This window comes from Micromonospora sp. NBC_01740, from assembly GCF_035920365.1.
In the GTDB taxonomy this organism is placed as follows: Bacteria; Actinomycetota; Actinomycetes; order Mycobacteriales; family Micromonosporaceae; genus Micromonospora; species Micromonospora reichwaldensis.
In genome coordinates, this window is the sequence record NZ_CP109150.1 from 1,717,459 (window position 1) to 1,732,178 (window position 14,720).

At 72.8% G+C, this 14,720-nt stretch carries 12 protein-coding genes; 7 read left to right on the forward strand and 5 right to left on the reverse strand.

Annotation, left to right across the window (positions count from 1 at the left end):
- Positions 1-3: 3 nt before the first annotated feature.
- From OG989_RS08275 to OG989_RS08290, 4 genes are read right to left on the reverse strand one after another with little or no spacing between them, the layout of a single operon-like run.
- Positions 4-954 carry a MerR family transcriptional regulator gene (locus tag OG989_RS08275; protein WP_327030166.1) on the reverse strand — a complete coding sequence of 317 codons (951 nt, stop codon included), beginning with the start codon at positions 952-954 and terminating at the stop codon, positions 4-6.
- Entirely contained in the window at positions 944-1,573 is a 630-nt protein-coding gene (gene idi, locus OG989_RS08280) for an isopentenyl-diphosphate Delta-isomerase (RefSeq protein WP_151456591.1), read from the reverse strand. Before idi ends, OG989_RS08275 begins: the two co-directional genes overlap by 11 nt.
- Before the next feature lie 34 nt (positions 1,574-1,607).
- A complete protein-coding gene (gene crtI / locus OG989_RS08285; RefSeq protein ID WP_327031129.1) occupies positions 1,608-3,116 on the reverse strand; it encodes a phytoene desaturase family protein in 1,509 nt (502 codons plus the stop codon).
- Positions 3,116-4,270, reverse strand: a complete 1,155-nt coding sequence (locus tag OG989_RS08290; protein WP_327030167.1) for a polyprenyl synthetase family protein — start codon at positions 4,268-4,270, stop codon at positions 3,116-3,118. Before OG989_RS08290 ends, crtI begins: the two co-directional genes overlap by 1 nt.
- A gap of 65 nt (positions 4,271-4,335) precedes the next feature.
- Between OG989_RS08290 and OG989_RS08295 the strand changes: the two genes are divergently transcribed.
- A complete protein-coding gene (locus OG989_RS08295) occupies positions 4,336-5,274 on the forward strand; it encodes a phytoene/squalene synthase family protein (RefSeq protein ID WP_327030168.1) in 939 nt (312 codons plus the stop codon).
- Between the two features lie 188 nt (positions 5,275-5,462).
- Here OG989_RS08295 and OG989_RS08300 read toward each other — a convergent pair whose 3' ends face one another.
- Positions 5,463-6,527 (reverse strand): serine hydrolase domain-containing protein, encoded by a 1,065-nt coding sequence (locus OG989_RS08300; RefSeq protein ID WP_327030169.1) that lies wholly within the window; start codon positions 6,525-6,527, stop codon positions 5,463-5,465.
- Between the two features lie 92 nt (positions 6,528-6,619).
- Here OG989_RS08300 and OG989_RS08305 point away from each other — a divergent pair, with 92 nt between their 5' ends.
- The 6 genes from OG989_RS08305 to OG989_RS08330 all read left to right on the forward strand — a co-directional run bounded on the left by OG989_RS08305 (position 6,620) and on the right by OG989_RS08330 (position 14,641).
- Positions 6,620-8,077, forward strand: a complete 1,458-nt coding sequence (locus OG989_RS08305) for a dihydrolipoyl dehydrogenase family protein (protein WP_327030170.1) — start codon at positions 6,620-6,622, stop codon at positions 8,075-8,077.
- 112 nt (positions 8,078-8,189) lie between these two features.
- A complete protein-coding gene (locus OG989_RS08310; protein ID WP_132235096.1) occupies positions 8,190-9,191 on the forward strand; it encodes a LacI family DNA-binding transcriptional regulator in 1,002 nt (333 codons plus the stop codon).
- A 363-nt stretch (positions 9,192-9,554) separates the two neighbouring features.
- The gene (locus OG989_RS08315) at positions 9,555-10,934 is read left to right on the forward strand and encodes an ABC transporter substrate-binding protein (protein ID WP_327030171.1); all 1,380 of its coding nucleotides are present in this window, start codon (positions 9,555-9,557) and stop codon (positions 10,932-10,934) included.
- A gap of 78 nt (positions 10,935-11,012) precedes the next feature.
- Entirely contained in the window at positions 11,013-11,969 is a 957-nt protein-coding gene (locus OG989_RS08320) for a carbohydrate ABC transporter permease (RefSeq protein WP_327030172.1), read from the forward strand.
- 12 nt (positions 11,970-11,981) lie between these two features.
- Positions 11,982-12,869, forward strand: coding sequence for a carbohydrate ABC transporter permease (locus OG989_RS08325; protein ID WP_327030173.1), 888 nt, complete (start codon positions 11,982-11,984; stop codon positions 12,867-12,869).
- A 119-nt stretch (positions 12,870-12,988) separates the two neighbouring features.
- Entirely contained in the window at positions 12,989-14,641 is a 1,653-nt protein-coding gene (locus tag OG989_RS08330; protein ID WP_151457108.1) for a glycoside hydrolase family 13 protein, read from the forward strand.
- Positions 14,642-14,720 lie beyond the last annotated feature (79 nt).

Genomic DNA, 14,720 nt, shown 5'->3' on the forward strand with positions numbered 1-14,720 from the left:
CCGTCAGTCCGCCGTCGCCTGGTCCAGGGAGTCGCGTAGGGCGAGCGCCAGCGAGACCGCCTCGGCGAGGTCGACCGGCCGCACCACACCGGCGGGCAGCGAGTCCGCCAGCCAGCCCGGCCCGGCGGCGAGCACCAGCAGCGGCCGGCGGGGCGCGGCGAGCAGGGCGTTGAGCTGGGTGGGGTCGGCGGTGTCCCGGGTGTGCGACCAGATCACCACGGCGGCCGGCCCGGTCCGGTTGACGGCCTCGAGCAGCGCGGGCAGCGGCATCCGGGCGCCGAGCATCCGGTAGCCGACCCCGGCCTCGGCGAGCGCGGCGGCGAGCGCCTCCAACGGCAGGGTGTGCTGCTCCTCGTCGGCGCAGGTGAGCACGATGCGTGGTGGGCCGGCGGGCGCGCCGGCCCGGGCGGCCACCGCGAACGCCTCCGAGACGCAGCGCGACATCAGGTGCTCGACCTCGACCAGTCCACCGGTGGCGGCGTGCCGCTCCCCGATGCCGAAGAGCACGGGGCGCAGCAACCCGTCCCAGGTGGCGATCACGCCGTCTGCCTGGACGGCCCGGGCGATCGTCTCGCCGATCGCGACCGCGTCGAGCCGCATGGCGGCGCGGGCCAGCCCCCGGGCCGCCGGACCGGCCCGACCGACCGGGATCGTCGAACCGCCGCCGTCCCGGCCGGCGACGGCGCGCACCCGTGGGGGTACGGCGGCGTCGGCGGGCACGGCGTCCGGTGTCCGGCGGGCCCAGCGGGCCGCCTCCGCCGGGGTGACCCCCTGGGCGGTGAGCCGTCGCATGATCTCCAGGCGCGCGAGGTCGGCCGGCGTGTAGCGCCGGTGGTGCCCGGGTACGTGCTCGCTGGGCCCGAGGCCGTAGCGCTGGTGCCAGGTGCGCAGGGTGGTCACGGCGACGCCCAGCCGTCGGGCGACGGCTCCCGCGCTCAGCGCCTCATCGGCCACCCGACCGCTCCGACGCGTCGTTCGCCGGCGGACCGGGCGGGGTGACGGCCGGACCCGGCGGACCGGGCAGGCTGGCGGCCGGACCCGAGGGGGCCAGCAGGCGGTTCACCACCCCGCCCAGCCACGGTGCGTACGCGCGGGGGTCGGCGTCGAGGTCGGCCGCCAGCGAGAGGGGGTCCACCCAGCGCAGCTCGGCCACCTCGTCGGGGTCGGGCAGCAGCGGGTCGTCCGGTCGGAACTCGCCCCGCAGGACGTGGTCGTACTCGAACTCGACCCGACCGGTGACCGGGTCCTCGGCGTAGTAGACGTACACCCCGACCTCGGTCAGCTCGACCGGGCCGGCGCCGAGCTCCTCGCGCAGCCGGCGGTTGGCGGCCTCGACGAGGGACTCGCCCGGCGTCGGGTGGCCGCAGCACGAGTTGGCCCAGCGCAGCGGGAAGCGGGTCTTCACCGGCGCCCGTCGTTGCAGCAGCACCCGGCCGTCGGGGTCGACGAGCAGCACCGAGAAGGCGCGGTGGAGCTGGCCCGGGGGCTGGTGGGCGGCGGCCACGGTGGTCTCGCCCTGCGGCCGCCCGGCGTCGTCGACGAGCTCGACGAGATGCTTCTCGCGGGTGGTCACGGCAGGTGTCTCCAGGGTCCGAGGGGGAGGGCCATCAGGCTGCCCCGGTGATGCGGCCGGCGGCGAGCTTGCCGGAGATGAGCACCATGGGCACGCCGACGCCGGGCTGGGTGCCCGAGCCGACGAAGACGACGTTCGGCAGCGTCCGGTGCAGGTTCGACGGGCGGAACGGGCCGGTCTGGAAGAGGCTGTGGGCGGCGGCGAACGGAGTGCCGGCGGCCATGCCCTGCTCCGCCCACTCGGCCGGGGTGACGGCCCGCAGCACCTCGACGCCGGCCCCGAAGCCGACGTAGCCGCGCTCCTCCAGGGTCCCGACGAGCTGGTCGGCGTAGCGCCGGGTGAGGTCGCCCCGCCAGTCGAAGGGGGCCCGGTCGAGGTTGGGCACCGGGGCGAGCACGTAGTAGGTGTGCCGCCCGGCCGGAGCCACCGACGGGTCGGTCCGACTCGGGTTGGTGACCAGCAGGGACGGGTCGCTCATCAGCTCGCCCCGCCGGATGACCTCATCGAAGGTGCCCTTCCACGACCGTCCGAAGTGGATGTTGTGGTGGGCGATCTTCCCATACCCCTGCGTCGAACCGACGTGCAGGACCACGCAGGAAGGGGAGTAGGTGAGCCGGCGCGGACGGCTCGGCGGCAGCAGGTCGCGGTAGGCGACCGGCAGGTCGGGGTTGAGCACGACCACGTCGGCCGGGATCAGCTCGCCGTCTGCGGTCACCACGCCGGTGGCCCGGCCGTGCGCGGTCTCCACCCGGGTCACCGTGGTGTCGTAGCGGATCTCGACGCCGTGCTTCTCGGCGGCGCCGGCCATGCCCCGGGAGACCGCGTGGATGCCGCCGCGCGGGAAGTAGACGCCGGCCACCGAGTCGAGGTACGCGATGACCGCGTAGATGGCCAGCGCGTCGTGCGGGGCGAGGCCGGCGTACATCGCCTGGAAGGAGAAGATCCGCTGGGTGCGCGGGTCCCGGAAGAACTGGTTGATCTTCGTCTGGAGTCGGCGGAAGGCGCCGCCCGCCAGCAGCTTGACCAGGTTGCCGGTGAGCAGGTCGGTGGGTGCGTCCAGGTTGCGCTCGATGAAGTCGGCGCGCTCCCACTGCCAGAGCCTGCGCGCGTAGTCGACGAAGCGCAGGTAGCCGTCGGCCTCGCGCGGGCCGCAGACCCGGGCGATCTCGGCGGCCATCCGGGTGGTGTCGGTGATGACGTCCAGCGTCGACCCGTCCGGGTAGTACGCCCGGTAGGCCGGGTCGAGCGGGGTGAGGTCGAGCCAGTCGTCCAGCTCCTCGCCGACCGCGCCGAGCGCCTCGGCGATCAGGTCGGGCATGGTGAGCACGGTGGGTCCGGTGTCGAACTCGTAGCCGTCCACGCCGAGCCGGCCGGCCCGGCCGCCCGGCACCGGCTCGCGCTCCAGCACGGTCACCTGCCGACCGCTGCCCGCCAGGTGCAGCGCGCAGGCCAGCCCGCCCAGCCCGGCGCCGACGACGACCACCCGGTCCGTACGCCCGTCGACGGTGCGCACGCGACCACCTCCTTGTGCGAAGTTGCCCATCATGCCCGCCGGTTGGTGGCGGCGGTGGCGAGGCCGGTCAGCGCGGTGCGCGCGGTCTCGTCGATCGACGCGGTGCCGAGGGCCGTCAGCGCCTCGTCGACCCGGTCGGAGATCATGCGTTCGACCCGGTCGACCGCCCCGGTGTCGGCGACCACCTCGGCGAGGCGGGCGACCTCCGCGTCCCCCACGTCGGCGCCGAGGCCGTCCAGCGCGCGCCGCTGGGTCGGCGTGGCGAGCTGCCGGGCCAGCATGAGCAGCACGGTCGGCTTGCCGGTGCGCAGGTCGTCCCCGGTCGGCTTGCCGGTGGTCGCCGGGTCGCCGTAGACGCCGAGCAGGTCGTCGCAGAGCTGGAACGCCTCGCCGACGGCCAGCCCGTAGCGGGTGTACGCGGCGGTCAGCGGGGCGTCGCCGCCGACGCCGGCCAGACGGGCGCCGAAGAGCAGCGGCCGCTGCACCGTGTAGCTCGCGGTCTTGTAGCGGGCAACCCGCAGCGCCCGGTCGACCGACCAGTTCGCCGCGTCGCTCTCGCCGAGCACGTCGAGGTACTGCCCGGCGATCGTCTCCACGCGCATCTGGTCGTAGCAGCGCCGGACGTCGAGCAGGCGGGCCGGCGGCAGCGTCGCGCGCGCGAGGAGCCGGTCGGCCCAGACCATGCAGAGGTCGCCGATCAGCACGGCGACCGCCTCGCCGAACCGACGCGGGTCGCCCTGGTGGCCGGCGGCGGCGTGCCGGGCGGCCAGCGCCACGTGCGCGGTGGGCCGGCCACGGCGGGTCGCGGAGGCGTCCATCACGTCGTCCTGGACGAGGGCGAAGGTGTGCAGCAGCTCCAGGGCGGCGAAGGCGGGCAGCACCGCCGGCAGCGGACCCGTGCCGTCCGGCGCGCCGCGCCACCCCCAGTAGGCGAACGTGGGGCGGACGCGCTTGCCGCCGGCCAGCACGCAGTCGCGCGCTGTCGCGGCGAATCCGCCCATCGCCGCGTCGATCTCGCGCAACGCGTCGACCTCGGTGGCCAGGAAGGCGGCGAGGGTGTCCTGCACCGCCGTGACCAGGTCCTTCGTGTACGCGGCCAGGACCGCCCGGACCGGGTCGTCCCCGTCGGTCGGGTCGGCGGGGGCCACGCGGAGCGAGTTACCCGCAACTGCGTCGTTGGCCATGTGACCGAGCGTACCCTAGGCTTACGAGTTGCGTCGATTTGTGCGTCGATAATTGAGGAGGGCCGGTGGACACCGATCTCACCGCTGCCTATGACCGCTGCCGTGAGCTGCACAAACGGCACGGCCGCACCTACTATCTCGCCACCCGGCTGCTGCCCGCTTGGAAACGGCGGCATGTGCACGCCTTGTACGGATTTACGCGCTACGCCGACGAGATCGTCGACCGCACCGAGGAACTTCCCCCGGCCGAGCGCGCCGCCCGGCTCGACGACTGGGCCGGCCGATTCATCGCCGGACTGCACGGCGGACCGGTGGACGACCCGCTGCTCCCCGCCGTGCTGCACACGATCGCCGTCTTCGATCTCGACCGCGACGACTTCGCGTCGTTTCTCAAGAGCATGGCGATGGACCTGACGGTCACCTCGTACCGCACCTACGACCACCTGCTCCACTACATGGAGGGCTCGGCGGCGGTGATCGGCACCATGATGCTGCCGATCCTGGGCAGCTCCGACCCGGCGGCGGCCCGGGAGCCGGCCCGCCAGCTCGGCTTCGCCTTCCAGCTCACCAACTTCATCCGGGACGTGGCCGAGGACCTCGACCGGGGGCGGACCTACCTGCCCGACGACGACCTGGCCCTGTTCGGCGTCACCCGGGAGGACCTGGCCGAGGCGCGCGCCCGGGGCCGCGCCACGTCCCGGATCCGGGAGCTGATCGCGTACGAGGTGACCCGCGCCCAGGCGCACTACGTCGCCGCGGCTCCCGGGATCACCCTGCTCGCACCCGCCTCGCAGGCCTGTATGCGCACCGCGTACGCGCTCTACGGCGGGATCCTGGACGAGGTGGCCGCGCGGGACTACGACGTCTTCGTCGACCGGGCGCTGGTGCCGCAGCGCCGCCGGCTGGCGGTGGCCGCCCGCGCCCTGCTCACCCCCGCCGGCACGCCGGTGGTGATCCCCGGCCCCGCCCGGGTGCCCGGCCCGCTGGCCGTGCCGACCCCGTGACGGCCGCCCGCCGCTGACCGTCAGCCCGTCCCCCCGTCAGCCCGTCCCCCCGTCAGCCGGAGGCCGGCGGCAGCCACGGCCAGCCGGCGGCGCTGGCCGGAGCGGGCCGGGGGTGGCAGTGGTCGGAGATGACGAGCTGGTCCCAGCGCCCGGCGCCCAGCGCCCGGCGCCAGTCGCCGGCCGTGCGGTCAGAGGCAGGAGTGCAGGGCGTCCGCCAGGGCGTCGACCCGGTCGTGGTCGGCCAGGTGCGCCGTGGCGTAGGCGAAGGTGTAGCCGCGTCCGGGATCGGCCCTGGCGGAGCTGCCGCCGATCCCGCCCATGCCCCAGCTGCCGTCCTCCTCCCACTGCATGCCCAGCGTCCAGCGGGTCCGCCGGCCGAGCAGCAGGTCGTCGCCGTCGTACTGGACCCGGGTCGCCTCGGCCACCAGTTCCCGGCTGAACAGCCGTACGCCGTCGAGGACGCCGCCGGCGAGCAGTCCCGCGTAGAGGCGGGCCAGGGCGCCGGCGGTCGAGTGCAGGTTGACGGCCGGCACCTCGGCGCCGCGCCAGAGCGGGCTGTTCACCACCGCCGGGTCCCGGCCGCCGGGCGGGTTGTCCAGCGCCCGCGCCCAGAGCGAACCCGGCTCGCCGGCCGCCCGGTCCGGCCACCCCGGATCGCCGTGGCGCAGGTCGGCGCAGCGGCGCTGGTCCGCCTCGCCCAGGCCGAAGCCGAGGTCCAGCCGCCACGGACCGGCGATCTCCTCGGCCAGGAAGCGGCCCACCGATCGCCCGTCGACCCGCCGCACCAGCTCGCCGACCAGGTGCCCGTACGTCCAGGCGTGCTCGCCCGCGACGGACCCGGGCGGCCATTCCGGCTCGGCGGCGGCGAGGTCGGCGCAGAGCAGGTCCCAGTCGGCGACGGCGGCGGCCGGCCGGGGCACCGGGAAGGCCGGCAGCCCGGCGGTGTGCGCCAACACCTGGCGGACGGTGGCCGGGGCGCGGAAGCCGGGCCAGTGGTCGACGACGGGGTCGCCCAGGTCGAGCCGGCCCCGGTCGACCAGCGCCAGCAGGCAGAGGGCGGCGACCGGCTTGGCGACGGAGTAGACGTTCACCAGCGTGTCCGGCAGCCACGGCTGCCCCGGTGACCGCTCGCCGCCGACGATGTCGACCACCGGCTCGCCGTCGTACCAGATCGCCAGGCCGGCCCCGGTCTCCCGGCCCTCGGCGAGCAGTTCGGCGAAGCAGTCGTGGACGGCGGAGAAGCGGGTGCGCATCCGGCCACGGTAGGAGGCCGGGACGCCGGCGGGCAGCGGATTTCCGGCTCGACCCGCTGGCCGGCCGCCGGGCGGTGCGCGATGCTGGCGGGATGGCGGATCCGGAACTGGTGGACGTGGTCGTGGTCGGGCTCGGGGTCGGCGGCGAGGAGGTGGCCGGGCGGCTCGCCGAGGCGGGGCTGAGCGTCGTCGGCGTCGAGCGTGATCTGGTCGGCGGGGAGTGCCCGTACTGGGGGTGCGTGCCGAGCAAGATGATGATCCGGGCGGCCAACGCGATCGCCGAGGCCCGCCGGGTGGACGGGCTCGCGGGCACCGCCGAGGTCCGGCCCGACTGGGCGCCGGTGGCGAAGCGGATCCGCGAGGAGGCCACCGACACCTGGGACGACACGGTCGCGGTGCAGCGGTTCACCGGCAAGGGCGGGCGGTTCGTCCGGGGCACCGCCCGGCTCGACGGCCCCGGCCGGGTACGCGTGGGCGAGCGGGTCTTCCAGGCCCGGCACGGGATCGTGCTGGGCACCGGCACCAGACCGTCCGTGCCGCCGGTCGACGGGCTGGCGGACACGCCGTACTGGACCAACCGGCAGGCGATCGAGGTCGAGGAGCTGCCGGAGTCGCTGCTGGTGCTGGGCGGCGGGGCGATCGGGCTGGAGCTGGCGCAGGTCTTCGCCCGGTTCGGGGTCCGGGTCACCGTGGTCGAGGCCCTGGACCGGGTGCTCGCCGTCGAGGAGCCCGAGGCGTCCGAGGTGGCCGCCGCCGCGCTGCGGGCCGACGGGGTGGAGATCCACACCGGGGTGCGGGCGGAGCGGGTCAGCCACGACGGGCGCGGCTTCACCCTGCACGCGGCCGGTGGGGCGCGGTTCACCGCCGAGCGGCTGCTGGTGGTGACCGGTCGCCGGGCCCACCTGGACGAGCTGGGCCTGGACACCGTCGGGGTGGACGCCGGCCGGCGCTACCTGGCCGTGGACGACCGGCTGTACGTGACGGAGGGGATCTGGGCGGTCGGCGACGTCACCGGCGAGGGGGCGTTCACGCACGTCGCGATGTACCAGGCGGGGATCGTCGTCGCCGACCTGCTCGACCACGCCCGGCGCGCCGCAGGCGGGCCCGACCCCAGCGGCACCGCGAGCGCGACGGGTGGCGCGTCGGGCACCACCGGCGTGCGCGGTTCCGCCGGTGCGGTGCCGCGCGCCGACTACCGGGCGCTGCCCCGGGTGACCTTCACCGACCCCGAGGTCGGCGCGGTCGGCCTCACCGAGTCGCAGGCCCGCGAGCGGGGCGTCAACGTGCAGGTCGGCCTCGCCCGGTTGCCGTCGTCCGCCCGGGGCTGGATCCACAAGGCCGGCAACGAGGGCTTCGTCAAGCTGGTCGCGGACGCCGACCAGGGCGTGCTGATCGGCGCGACCTCGGTGGGGCCGGCCGGTGGCGAGGTGCTCTCCGGTCTGGCGGTGGCGGTGCACGCAGCCGTGCCGCTCGCCCGGCTCCGGCAGATGATCTACGCGTACCCGACCTTCCACCGGACGATCGAGGACGCGTTGCGGAACATGTCCTGACGACCGGGCCGCATGCCGGATGCCGGATGGCGGGCAGCGCGCGGCAGCGGAAGGCAATCGTGCGGCAGATGGCTGCTCATTTCTTTCATCGGGATGACGTACGATTGCGGCCGTGACGAAGCGGTTGACCGAAGTTGCCAAGAAGGCGGGCGTCAGCGAGGCCACCGTCAGCCGGGTGCTCAACGGCCGGGACGGGGTCTCCGAGGCGACCCGGACGGCGGTGCTGACCGCGCTGGACGTGCTCGGCTACGAGCGGCCCACCAAGCTGCGCGGCGAGCGCGCCCGGCTGGTCGGGCTGGTGCTGCCCGAGTTGCAGAACCCGATCTTCCCGGCGCTCGCCGAGGTGGTCACCGGATCCCTCGCCCAGCGCGGGTTCACCCCGGCGCTCTGCGCCCGCACCATCGGTGGCGTCTCCGAGATGGACTACGTGGAGATGCTCCTGGACCACCAGGTCTCCGGGGTGATCTTCGCCGGTGGGTCGTACGCGCTCGCCGACGCCCGGCACGACCACTACCGCCGGCTGACCGACCGGGGCCTGCCGGTGGTGCTGGTCAACGCGGGGGTGGACGAGTTGGGCTTCCCCCGGGTCTCCACGGACGACGCGGTGGCGGTGGAGCAGGCGTACGGGCACCTGCGCTCGCTCGGGCACGAGCGGATCGGGATGGTGCTCGGCCCGGAGGGGCACGTGCCGTCCCGGCGCAAGCTGGACGCGATGGCCCAGGCGGCGGGCTGGGGTGACGACACGGCGTACGTGGAGCGCTCCAGCTTCTCCATGGAGGGGGCGCGGGTCGCCGCGACCAAGCTGGTCGAGCGCGGCGTGACCGGCATCGTCTGCGCCAGCGACGTGCTGGCCCTCGGCGCCATCCGGGCCGCCCGGCGGCTGGGTCGGGTGGTGCCGACCGACGTGTCGGTGGTGGGCTTCGACGACTCCGCGTTCATGACCTGCACCGACCCGCCGTTGACCACCGTGCGGCAGCCGATCGAGACCATGGGGCAGGCCGCCGTGGACCTGCTGGTCACCCAGATCGAGGGCGCCGGCGTGCTGCACGACGAGCTGCTGTTCGAGCCCGAGCTGGTCGTCCGCGGTTCCACCGCGCCCGCCCCCGGTCGCTGACCCGGGCCCGCCCCCCGCCCACCCGAACGACGGAACGGCCGTCGACCGCTGCCCGCGGTCGGCGGCCGTTCCGTTCTGCCTGCCCGGTGGCAGGAACCAGTCGGGCCAAAGCCGCAAATAGGCTGCCTTCCAAGATCCTGTCAAATTCTGTCGCCCCAAAGTCTCGTCTTTTCAGCAAGAGATCGATACCTTGCTGGGACAAGTTCGCTTGGCTACAGTGACCCCACTCACACCTGGCCCCGGCGCAGCTACCCGGGGTCAGGTCGCTTGGCAGATGCAGATCAGTGCCGGCGCATCGGCGCGGTGACGACCACCGGGCATCAGCGCAGGTCATGGAGACACCGTTCCCGAAGGGATGGACAGATGTCCGTACCGCAGTACCGGAAGACTGCGGCGTTGGCGCTCGTGGCCGGCCTGGGGCTCAGCCTTGCGGCCTGTTCGACGAAGAGCGACGACGCGACAGGCAGCGCAGGCGGCAAGGTCACCGTCACCGTCGACTGCCAGCCGGTCGGCTCCCAGAAAGAGCTGTTGAAGAACTGGAACGACGACGTCGCCGAATTCCAGCGGCAGAACCCCGACATCGTCATCAAGAGCGTGAGCGTCGGCGAGCAGTGCAACAACCCGCCGGACTTCACCGCCCGCCTGGCCGGTGGCACCGTGACCGACCTGTTCTACGGGTACATGACCGATCTCCAGCAGGTGCTGGACTCCGGCCAGGCGATGGACATCAGCGAGTACGCCGACAAGGACACGGTCCCCACCTGGGACAGCGTCGACCCGGCGCTCAAGGAGGCCTTCAGCCACGACGGGAAGCTCTACGCCGTCCCGGCGAAGAACTACTCGATGGGCCTGGTCTACAACAAGGTGCTGTTCCAGCAGGCGGGGCTCGACGTCAACAACCCGCCCAAGACGTGGCCCGAGGTCCGGGCGGCCGCCAAGAAGATCTCCGCGCTCGGCAACGGGATCGCCGGCTACTCGGAGTACAGCGCCGGCAACACCGGCGGCTGGCACTTCACCTCCCTGCTCTACTCGCAGGGCGGCCAGATGCTGACCGAGGACGGCAAGAAGGCCGACTTCAACAACGCCATGGGCAAGCAGGTCCTGCAGAACCTCAAGGACATGCGGTACGGCGACAACAGCATGGGCAGCCGCCAGCTGCTCCAGTGGGGCGACCTGCTGACCAACGCCGCCGCCGGCAAGGTGGGCATGTTCATCGGCGCGCCGGACTCCACCCAGGCGATCGTCAGCCAGTTCCAGGGCAAGTTCCAGGACTGGGCGATGGCCCCGCTGCCCGGTCAGGACGGCGCGGCGAAGGGCACGCTCGGCGGCGGCGAGGGCTACTTCTTCAAGAAGGGCCTCTCCCCGGAGCAGGTCGAGGCCGGTCTGAAGTGGATCGCCTACCAGAAGCTGACGCCAGGCAAGGGCCAGTTCGACTACGTCCGGGCCAAGCCGCAGAACTACCCGGTCGGCCTGCCCCAGCCGCTGCTCTTCGCCAACGGCAGTGACGCGCAGAAGCAGGAGCTCGAACTGCGCAAGGCGAACGCGAACGTCGACACCGCCAACTTCGCGCTCTTCGAGGCCACCCCGGTGCAGATCAAGGGCGAACCGCGCAACGCGCAGGCGATCTACGCGGTGCTCGACGCGGCGATGTCCGGGGTGCTGACCAACCCGAACGCGAACATCGACGCGCTGCTCAAGACGGCCGAGGACAAGGTCAACCAGCTCCTCGCCGCGGCGAGCTGACCCGACGGTGGGGGCCGGTGCGCCGGCCCCCACCCCGTCCGCACCGCCCGTCCGGTCACCGACTCACCAGGAGTTGCCTTGGCGATCCTCTCCGCCCCGGGGACCACCAGAGACACGGGTCGTCCCGCGTCGCCGTCCCCGGTCGGGCCACAGCGTACGAGCCTCGGCCGCAAGGTGCGGGACAACCTCACCGGCCACGCGTTCCTGATCGGTGCGGTGCTCTGCTTCGTGGTCTTCTCCTGGTACCCGATGATCCGCGGCATCGTGATGAGCTTCCAGCGCACCCGGCGCGGCGAGACCACCTGGGTGGGCTGGGACAACTACGCCCGCATCCTCGACGACCCGAGCTTCTGGACCGCCTGGAAGAACACCTTCTACTTCACGGTCCTCGCGCTCGTCCTCGGCTACGTGGTGCCGTTCTTCGTGGCGATCCTGCTCAACGAGTTCCGCCACGCCAAGGGGTACCTGCGGATCCTGGTCTACCTGCCGGTCATGCTGCCGCCGGCCTCGGCGCTCTTCCTGTTCAAGTTCTACGCGTACGACCCCAGCGACGCGGGACTCCTCAACGCGATCCTCAAGGCGCTGCACCTGCCGACGTCGCAGTGGATGCAGTCCCCCGAGATGACGATGCCCGCGATGGTGCTGGCGTCGACCTGGATGAACATGGGCAGCGCGGTGCTGATCTACCTGGCGGCGTTGCAGAACATCCCCGGCGAACTCTACGAGGCGGCCGAGCTGGACGGGGCCGGGATCTGGCGGCGGATCCTGCACGTGACCGTCCCGCAGACCCGGCTGATCCTCGCGCTCCTGGCGATGCTTCAGATCGTCGCCACCATGCAGCTCTTCATCGAGCCGCTGATCCTCGCCAACGGCGCGGGCGCGGAGGACTCGGCGACCTCGGTCGCGTACCTCATCTACCAGCACGGCTTCTTCCAGAACGATCTCAACGGCGCCGCCGCGCTCGGCGTGATCATGCTCGTGGTGCTGGCCGGCTTCTCCGCCGTCTACGTGCGGCTGACTGCGAAACAGGACTAGGACGGACGCGGAATGGCACAGGACTCCGGGACCCGGACACTCGTCTCCCCCGCCCAGCTCAGGCGGGGACGCGGCAGGGTGATCTACTGGGCGCTGCTCGCCGTCGTCGTGACGGGCTTCACGCTCGTCTTCCTCGGGCCCCTCTACTGGATGGTCACCGGCGCGCTCAAGTCCGGCCAGGAGATCGCGCAGACCCCGCCGTCGCTGTTCCCGCAGGATCCCCAGTGGCAGAACTACGTCGACGCGTGGCAAAACCTGGATCTCGCCAAGCTGCTGTTCAACACGTTCTACTACGCGACCGGCGCGGTGCTGTTCCAACTCGTCCTCGACACCGCCGCGGCGTACTCCCTGTCGAAGCTCCGGCCGATCTTCGGCAACGTGATCCTCGGCCTGATGCTGGCGACGCTGATGATCCCCGCGATGGTCCTCATCGTCCCGCAGTACGTGACCGTGATCGACCTGCCGATCCTGCACGTCAACCTGCTCGACTCGCCGTTCGCGATCTGGCTGCCCCTGGTCGCGAACGCGTTCAACATCTTCCTCCTGAAACGGTTCTTCGACTCGATCCCGGAGGAGCTGATGGCGGCGGCCCTCATGGACGGGGCGACCCCGCTGCGCACGCTCTGGTCGATCGTCCTGCCGATGTCCCGCCCCATCCTCGGCGTGGTCTCGATCTTCGCCGTGACCGCGGTCTGGAAGGACTTCCTCTGGCCGAAGCTGGTCATGCCGTCACCCGAGACCCGGACGGTCAGCGTCGGCATCTACGCCTTCTCGGGTGGTACGCCCATGAACGTGGTGGTCGCCGCCTCGGTCATCGCCGCGATCCCGACCGTCATCGTCTTCCTGATCTTCCAGCGCAACATCATGTCCGGCCTGACCACCGGGAGCCTCAAGGGATAGGGCCGGCGCACCGACGCATCACCACCACCGAAACCCCGTCGGCGACCAACGACCGTTCGCCCGACACACATTCAGGTCCGGCGACAACGCCGACGTGCCGACGCAGAAAGCAGGTGTCCGTGTCCACAGCAGACAACAGTCCGTGGTGGCGTGGAGCGGTGATCTACCAGGTGTACCCACGTAGCTTCGCCGACGGTGACGGCGACGGCATAGGCGACATCGCCGGCATCCGGTCCCGGCTGGATCACCTGGCCGCGCTCGGCATCGACGCGATCTGGTTCAGTCCCTGGTACCCCTCCCCGATGGCCGACGCCGGCTACGACGTCTCCGACTACCGCGACATCGACCCGGTCTTCGGCACCCTGGCCGAGGCCGAGGCGTTGATCGCCGAGGCCCACGCGCTCGGCATGAGGACCATCGTCGACGTGGTGCCGAACCACTGCTCCGACGCGCACCCCTGGTTCCAGGCGGCCCTCGCCGGTGGGCCGGACGCGCCCGAGCGGGAGCTGTTCTGGTTCCGGCCCGGCCGGGGCCCGAACGGCGACCAACGGCCCACCGACTGGGTCGGCGAGTTCGGTGGCGAGACGTGGACCCGGACCACCAACCCGGACGGCACCCCCGGCGACTGGTACCTGCACCTGTTCACCGCCGAGCAGCCCGACTTCAACTGGGACCACCCCAGGGTGCGGGCGGAGTTCGAGGACATCCTGCGGTTCTGGTTCGACCGGGGGGTGGACGGCATCCGGATCGACTCGGCCGGGCTGCTGGTCAAGGACGGGACGCTGCCCGAGACCCTGCCGGACCGGCCACACCCGTTCCGCGACCTGGACGGCGTGCACGAGATCTACCGCGCCTGGCGGCGGGTCGCCGACGAGTACCCGGGCGACCGGGCGCTGATCGGTGAGGTGTGGATGCCGGACCGGCAGCGCTTCGCCAACTACCTGCGCCCGGACGAGTTGCACGCCGCGTTCAACTTCGACTTCCTGGGCTGCGCCTGGGACGCCACGGCGTTGCGCGACAGCATCGACGGCACGCTGAGCGCGCACGCGCCGGTCGGCGCGCCCGCCACCTGGGTGCTCTCCAACCACGACGTCACCCGGCACGTCACCCGCTACGGGCGGGAGGACACCACGTTCAGCTTCGCCGCGAAGCGCGAGGGCATCCCCACCGACCTGGAGCTGGGCACCCGCCGGGCCCGGGCCGCCGTGCTGCTGTCGCTGTCGTTGCCCGGCGCCGCCTACGTCTACCAGGGCGAGGAGCTGGGCCTCTGGGAGGTCGAGGACATCCCGTTCGCGCTGCGCCAGGATCCGATGTGGGAACGCTCCGGCCGGATCGACCCCGGCCGGGACGGCTGCCGGGTGCCGCTGCCCTGGGCCGGCGACGAGCCGCCGTTCGGGTTCAGTCCGGACGGCGCCACCGCCCCCTGGCTGCCCCAGCCGGCCGGGTGGAAGGACCAGACGGTCCGGGCGCAGACCGGCGACGCGTCCTCGATGCTCGAGCTGTACCGGGCGGCGATCCGGATCCGGCGGGCCGAGCCGGCGCTCGGCGACGGGACGATGAGCTGGCTGCCCGCCCCGGACGACGTGCTCGCCTACCACCGTCGGCCCGGCTTCACCTGCCTGGTCAACCTCTCGGACGTCGCGGTGCCGCTGCCGCCCCACACCGGGCGGCTGCTCGCCAGCGGGCCGCTCGACGACGACCTGCTTCCGCCGGACACCGCCGTCTGGCTGCGCACCGCCGAAGAAGACCCGGCCGGACCCGAAACGGTCTGACCACCCGCGCGGTGCCGGCGGCCCGTCCCGGCCGTCGGCACCGCGGCACCCGCACCCGCACCCGCACCCGGGAAGGAGG